Annotated in this window: 8 protein-coding genes; 3 read left to right on the top strand and 5 right to left on the bottom strand. The window is 33.3% G+C overall.

Annotation, left to right across the window (positions count from 1 at the left end):
• Window positions 1-81 precede the first annotated feature (81 nt).
• The gene (locus tag ACFSSE_RS09910; RefSeq protein WP_379043917.1) at window positions 82-504 is read right to left on the bottom strand and encodes a helix-turn-helix transcriptional regulator; all 423 of its coding nucleotides are present in this window, start codon (window positions 502-504) and stop codon (window positions 82-84) included.
• 65 nt (window positions 505-569) lie between these two features.
• Between ACFSSE_RS09910 and ACFSSE_RS09905 the strand changes: the two genes are divergently transcribed.
• The gene (locus ACFSSE_RS09905) at window positions 570-923 is read left to right on the top strand and encodes a helix-turn-helix transcriptional regulator (RefSeq protein ID WP_379043914.1); all 354 of its coding nucleotides are present in this window, start codon (window positions 570-572) and stop codon (window positions 921-923) included.
• Window positions 924-1191: 268 nt separating this feature from the next.
• A complete protein-coding gene (locus tag ACFSSE_RS09900; protein WP_379043912.1) occupies window positions 1192-1875 on the top strand; it encodes a hypothetical protein in 684 nt (227 codons plus the stop codon).
• Window positions 1876-2034: 159 nt separating this feature from the next.
• On the opposite strand, the gene ACFSSE_RS09895 is transcribed toward ACFSSE_RS09900, so the two are convergent.
• Window positions 2035-2388 carry a hypothetical protein gene (locus ACFSSE_RS09895; protein WP_379043909.1) on the bottom strand — a complete coding sequence of 118 codons (354 nt, stop codon included), beginning with the start codon at window positions 2386-2388 and terminating at the stop codon, window positions 2035-2037.
• A gap of 188 nt (window positions 2389-2576) precedes the next feature.
• On the opposite strand from ACFSSE_RS09895, the gene ACFSSE_RS09890 reads away from it, so the two are divergent.
• Complete coding sequence (locus ACFSSE_RS09890) at window positions 2577-2912, top strand: single-stranded DNA-binding protein (protein WP_379043906.1); 336 nt, start codon at window positions 2577-2579, stop codon at window positions 2910-2912.
• A 590-nt stretch (window positions 2913-3502) separates the two neighbouring features.
• Here ACFSSE_RS09890 and ACFSSE_RS09885 read toward each other — a convergent pair.
• Genes ACFSSE_RS09885 through ACFSSE_RS09875 form a run of 3 tightly spaced genes read right to left on the bottom strand, consistent with a single transcriptional unit; the run spans window position 3503 to window position 6587 of the window.
• A complete protein-coding gene (locus ACFSSE_RS09885; RefSeq protein ID WP_379043903.1) occupies window positions 3503-5350 on the bottom strand; it encodes a PAS domain-containing protein in 1848 nt (615 codons plus the stop codon).
• A 9-nt stretch (window positions 5351-5359) separates the two neighbouring features.
• The gene (locus tag ACFSSE_RS09880; RefSeq protein ID WP_379043900.1) at window positions 5360-5848 is read right to left on the bottom strand and encodes a hypothetical protein; all 489 of its coding nucleotides are present in this window, start codon (window positions 5846-5848) and stop codon (window positions 5360-5362) included.
• A 4-nt stretch (window positions 5849-5852) separates the two neighbouring features.
• Window positions 5853-6587 carry an SDR family NAD(P)-dependent oxidoreductase gene (locus tag ACFSSE_RS09875; protein WP_379043897.1) on the bottom strand — a complete coding sequence of 245 codons (735 nt, stop codon included), beginning with the start codon at window positions 6585-6587 and terminating at the stop codon, window positions 5853-5855.
• Window positions 6588-6605 lie beyond the last annotated feature (18 nt).

Genomic DNA, 6605 nt, shown 5'->3' with positions numbered 1-6605 from the left:
TAATGAAACAAAAAAACGGATATATTCATATACATCCGATTATATCCGTTTATACACGGGTTTCTTAACCACCATAAAGAATTACCTTTTCAATAGTTCCACTTTTTCTTTCTCACTCACTAATAATCTTTCGTACAATTGCTTATTTTCCTCATGCAACGCTTTAATCTCCTCTATTGCATTCATCCATTTTTCCATTGGGTCTATATTGCATTTATAATTTTCCGCATAAGCTACAGCTTCATCAGAAAAAGTATTTGAAATGATATTCACCGCTTTCTCCTCATCAAAATTCTTGATGACCTCTACCGGTACTTTCAATATCTGGGCCACCTGTGCTAAAATATCATGGTCAATAGTTTCATTAGCCTCCATTAAAGAAACCCTTTTCTGGCTCCAGTCGTCACCCAGTTCATAAGCAAGTGCTTCTTGCTTCAGTCCAAGCATTTCGCGGAAACGCTTAACATTGCGTCCTTGGTGTATCTGTTTTTCTGGCGTATTCATATCCATCTGTTTAAGGTTTACCAAATAAAAGGAATGATTTTAATAATGCCTAAACCACCTTAAACATGAAAATAAGCGCTCAACCTTCAGAAAATGCAATTATTCGAGAAATTTTCGGCATCAAACAAGAAGCCTTAGCCATCAGCTTACAAATTTCTCAACAACAGGTTTCCCGTTTAGAGCAAAGTGAAGAAATAGAAGCCGAAACCCTGCGCAAAATAGCTGCAGCACTGGGCCTTTCGGTAAATGCCATCCATCAATTTGATGAACAGCTACTGCAACAACATATCCTTTCGGGCAACAATCGTAATTTTGATTATTCGGGACTTCAATTTCATCCCCTACAAAAAATTGTGGAGCTATATGAAGATAAAGTAGAGCTATTGGAACGCCTTTTAGAGCAGGCTAAACTAGGTTAGCTAACAATAGGGTTGAAGCTTTTAAAACTTAACCATATAGTGAGCTGCTCCATACCTTCTCCGTGGCTTCTTCGCAAAAACACCCATTTTTGGCTACCATTACTGAATGATAATCGAACCATAATAGAATGAAAGAAGAAGAATTAACGCTATAATGTCCCTATAAAGACGCTATATGCTCCCTATAAGGTGTGTTTGTGTTTAAAAATAATGGAGATTTATTTATCTTTAGGTATGATTTACAGCAAGTTAATAAATATTTCTGAAGATGGCAAAAAGAAAAAAAACAATTCTCAGCGATGATGCTGTACAAGTGAATAGTCGTACTTACGGAACCCATTGGAGAGCTAAAAGGGGGAGTAAAAGCCCTACTAATTTAAATAGCAGCCTGCAAAAAAGTACAGAAGACCTAGCAGCGGCTAACAAAGCTGCCCGCTTAATCAAAAGTTGCTTAGACCCTTTCAGATATAATTTTATGGGTGGTTTGATTTGGCAGAAATTGGTTAAAGAGTTTAAGCAGCAGGCCAAAACAGCATCCGCATTTCATACCAGCAGTTTTTTAAGGATGGATGTTTGGGATTTATATCAACTTAATCGTTTCCGCACCTACTTTAATTTTGACTGTGATGTAATAGATCTATCAGAACTTAGGATACAAATTAAACCCAACCAACATCCAGATTTTAAAAGGAAATTCACGGATAGCTATCGCTTGAGTATGTTGGCTATATTTCCAGATTTTGAGCATTTACAGGTTCAGGATGAAGGTTGTATTGCCGATCCAATTTTCATGAAAGGCGCTGTCCAAACAATCGCTTTTAACTTTGCTGTTCCAGAAGGCGCCAAGCACTACCTGCTAGTTTTGAAAGTGGAAGGTACAGAAAATGGTAAAATTAGCGGCAATCACACCATAAAGGGAATGCAAATTTTGTGCGGCGGTAGTATCGGATAATAATCAATATTAGAGATAAGAATGGTTAATGGGCATGCCTAACATCGCCAATATATTGGAGAGGTCTGCTCTATTCATCTGTGTGGAAATTTCTTGATTATAAAATTTCTTTGCTTAAACACGGTGTGTATTTAAAATGCCGCTTACCTGTTTAATATTTCAACTCTCTTGCTTTTTAACCAGCAAGAACCAATCGTTTTCTAACGTTAAATATCCTTGATCGTAACAAAATTTATAGCAACTGCCTTTACTGGTTTCATAAGTATGAGTAAAATAGTTAAAGTTAAAGCTTGCTTTTTCAAGCTTACTTTTTGGGAGTTTAGTTTTGCCTTCTATGTTTAATTGCGCTAATATCTTCCTGTTTTTAAGTAAAATATTGTTGATTTTTTTAACCTCAACATTGCCATCAGCTTTAATTCTATTATTATAATTGCTTCGGCATTGGTCATCGCAAAACTTTTTGTCTGATCGGCCTTTTACCGTTGCGCCACAGTCTAAACATTGTTTTTCCATAGTATTGATTAAAAGAAGGTTAAATATTCAATAAATATAAATCATCTAATCGTATTTATCCGTTTATATACGGATATAATTGTTTAACATCCGACTAGTTTTTTCCAATAACTGCACCTTTGTATTGTCGGTTAGCCATGGTGGTTAGCTGTTCGTTAACAAGTATTTACAATTTAATATTTAAAATCATGAGTAATTTAAGAAACAGTGTACGTTTAATTGGCTTTTTAGGTAATGCACCAGAAGTAAAAGAACTTTCAAAAACTAAAAAATTAGCAAAATTAAGTTTAGCTACAAATGATAGCTACAAAAACGAAAAAGGGGAAAAGGTAGAAGAAACACAATGGCACAATTTAGTACTTTGGGATAAACAAGCAGATATTGCTTTAAAATATTTAGATAAAGGCAGCGAGATTGCCGTTGAAGGTAAATTAGTAACAAAAAACTATACCGATAAAGACGGTGTTAAAAGATTTTATACAGAAATTATAGTAAATGAGTTTGTGATGCTGGGTAAAAAGTAATTTTATAATTGTTCCAAGCTAAAATAGTTTGGAACAATTTATTTTAATTTAGAGTTTAATTCAATATCCTAAAACGGTATTGATAATAATTTTAGAAATTATTAATAAACTAAGAGCCTGTTTAGAATTATATTGTGAAAATGTTTATAGCTTATTTTTGAACGAAAAGAGGCAAATTTTGTAGAGATAGCAAAGCTACTATCTCGAAAACTGCTTTAGCACTCTTGAGTTCCTTTTAAAAAATTAATGTATCGAAAAAATTTAACGAATTTGTAGCCGAAAAGAAGCATAAACAAATTATTAGATAAATTTTAAACAAGCTCTAAGACCCATTCAAAAAAAATCTGGGTGTGTAAAATAAATTGTGTCAAACCACTCTGTCCACCATAAATTTTATTTACTGCTCAATACCCAATACCCAGTACCCAGTACCCAATACCCAATACCCAATACCCAATACCCAATACCCACTACTCACTACCCACTACTCACTACCCACTACCCAATACCCAATACCCAATACCCACTACTCACTACCCACTACCCACTACCCAATACCCACTACTCACCACTCACTACTATTTCAACAATTAATTTCTCAATTTAACATGCTTATCATAAATGGTATAATCCGCTTCTAATGTTTTGGCAACTATAGTATGTATTACATCATCTAACTCTTTTGTTGCTTTTTGCAAATAATCAATCACGAGATTATTATTTACATCGGCTAAATTATTTGTATTAAATAAACTAATTAAACCTAAAATACTGGTAACAGGTCTTCGTAAATCGTGAGAGCTAATTTGGGCAATCTCTTTAAGTTTATTGTTTTGTTTAATAATTTCTATTTCTCTTTCTTTTAAAATACTGATATCTTGTATAGCACCAATAACCGTAATAGGGTCATTTTTGTCGTTAAAAATAATGTAGGCTCTATCATACACATATTTATAGGTGCCATCTTTACACCTCATTCTGTATTCTGCAGCCCAGCCAGTTTTTTTCTCAGTAAAACATCCTTTTAATCTTTGAATGGTTTGCTCAAGATCATCAGGGTGAATGCTGTTTTTCCACCAGTTTTTTAACCCATCAACCTCTGCGGCATTATAGCCGAAAATGTTATTCGTATTTTCACTCCAATAAACTTTCTTTAATTTTAAATCCCAGTCATAAATGGCATCGTTAGTTACCGTAGTGGCAGTTTTGTACCTATTGTTTACAAGCTGTAATTGATTATCATAATTTAAATCTTCAAAAATAATTTTCACAATATTGCAAATTCTTGCAATACTTTTTATTTCGGCTTCTGTTGGTTTACGGTTCTCTTTGGCGTATGCAGCAAACGTAGCCATAACATTATAACTTTTGTTGCTAATAATTGGGAAAGACCAACAAGATTTATAGTTTTCAGCAATCAGTAACTTATTGTACCTTTCCCAATTAGGGTCTGTAATTAAGTTTTCTGTAATTACTGTTTTTTTTATAAATGCTGCAGCGCCGCAAGAAGCTTCGTTTGGGCCAATATCCACGCCATTTATATCTTCACAAAATTGTTTCGGTAAATTAGGACTACAAAAATGCCAAACTTTAGCATCTTCAATTTTTAATATTGAAGTATGTAAATGCGGGTATAGGTTTTCAAAACCGGTGAGTAAAAAAAACAAAATTTCCTCCGTAGAACATTTCTTTTCAATGTTCATTTCAAAAGTTTTTAGTTCTAATTCGTTGGTTTTATATTCAATAATTCTATCCGAAATATCACTTGCTATAACACTTAAATCGTTGTTAAATGCCATTACACCAATAGAAAACCAAGAGTTTAAGAGCGTAGAAAATTCAACAAATTTAATGGGTTGTTTGGTTTGTAAAACGGATTGAAAATGTGCCGAAAATTTATTATTGGTGTCCTCGGGGAAGCAACCAAAAAAACTATTAACATTGTTTTTAAGAAGCGGGTGGCTAAACTTAGCAATTGCAGCTTTGTTACTGTGTAAAACCTGAAAACTTTGATCTAGTACAAAAAAACAATCAGAAATATTATCAGTAACTATTTTTAGGTTATCATCTGAAAATATTGGATGGTTGATATTGCTCAACAACTTTGTACCTTTCAACAATATCAAATCCTCAATTTCAGAAATATGCCATAAAATTGGAGTTAAACTGCCATCTTTATTTTTTAAATTGCAAACAAACTCTTGATTTCCGGAAATTAACTTAGTTTTTGATGATAAAAATTTATTTAAACTACATTCTTCTGTAGGAGGTAATAGCTCGCTAATATTTTTACCTATTAAATCTTCTTTTTCAAAATTTAAAACGGGAGCAAAATTTTTGTTAATTTTTACAATTGTTAAATCGGGTTTGCATAGGCAAATTAAATCTATAGTTTGTTCAAAAAGATAATCTAAAACAGCTATTTCTTGATTTAACATGCTAACAATTTATTTCTTAAATTCAAAATCTGTGCGTTTAAATGTCCCTGGCGATGCATGGTCTCCAATTTTAAAGTCGAAATTCACAAAATTAATTCCTGGAATTTGAGTGAAAGAATAAGTGCTTTCAGCTAAAAAAATTTCGGCACCCATACTGCCAGAACCTTGTGTTAAATAAGTGGCATCGTTAATTTTAACAAATACGGTGTCGCTCTTTTGCAAAATATTGCTAATTAATATCTCGGGGTATTTTCTGTTAATAGACTCTGTAACGTTATCAAGGTTTAAATCTTTGGCATTTATTCCTTCGGTAGCTGTCATGGTAATAATTTGCGAGGTAGAATCTAATACGGCTGCCCAGGGTATATCAGCAATTTCTTTAGGTTGCTGGTAAGTTTCTGTTTCAACAATTTCTTCTTCGGTTTCTGTGTTTTTAGTATCGCTGTTACAAGCAATAAAAACAAAAGCAATTAAAATATAGGGTGCAAACTTTTTCATAATTTTAAGGTGTTGTAACGGCAACTGGCAATATTTTACCGTTAAATAAGTGGTGCCCAGTTAAAGCAAAATCAGCAATATATTTACCCATTTCAAATGCCATAACTGGCGATTGATAGCCAGGGAAAGCTTTTTCTAGCATTTCAGTTTGTGCTGAACCCAATGCCAAACAATTAACGCTTATCTTTTCTTCAAGCAATTCTTGTGCTAAACATTCTGTTAAATTATGCAATGCCGCTTTGCTCGCCGAGTAAGCCGCTAAACCCGGAAATTTTGAACTTCCCTGAAAGCCACCCATAGAACCAATGTTTAAAATATGCGACTTTTTTTCCATTAAAGGTTGTAATGCTTTAATCATTCTAAAATGGCTTAAAAAATTGCTCTGATACATATCTGCCATATCAAACTCTGTTAACGCTTTAAACGGTTTGTTTATTAAAGTGCCAGCATTGTTAATTAAAATATTAAAACTACCCCATTGTTGCGTTACAAAATCTATTAATGCGGTTTCATCATCATTTAGAATATCAAAAACCACAGGCAATATTACTGCATCTGGGTTAATGCTTTCAGTTATTCTTTTTAAATTTTGAAGTTTTTCTTTTGTTCTTGCAATTGCTAAAACTTGGTGTCCTTTTGTTGCTAATTCTATAGCTGCTTCAAAACCAATACCGCTGCTTGCGCCGGTGATAATTATTTTTTGTGCAATGGTTTGATCGTCTAAAGAAGTGCTTTGCATTGTTTTTTTTTTTATTGT

Origin of the sequence: Pedobacter alpinus (assembly GCF_042684645.1) — a bacterium.
Lineage (GTDB): Bacteria > Bacteroidota > Bacteroidia > Sphingobacteriales > Sphingobacteriaceae > Pseudopedobacter > Pseudopedobacter alpinus.
The sequence above is the reverse complement of the archived record's forward strand: the minus strand, read 5'-3'. Positions and strand labels throughout refer to the sequence as shown.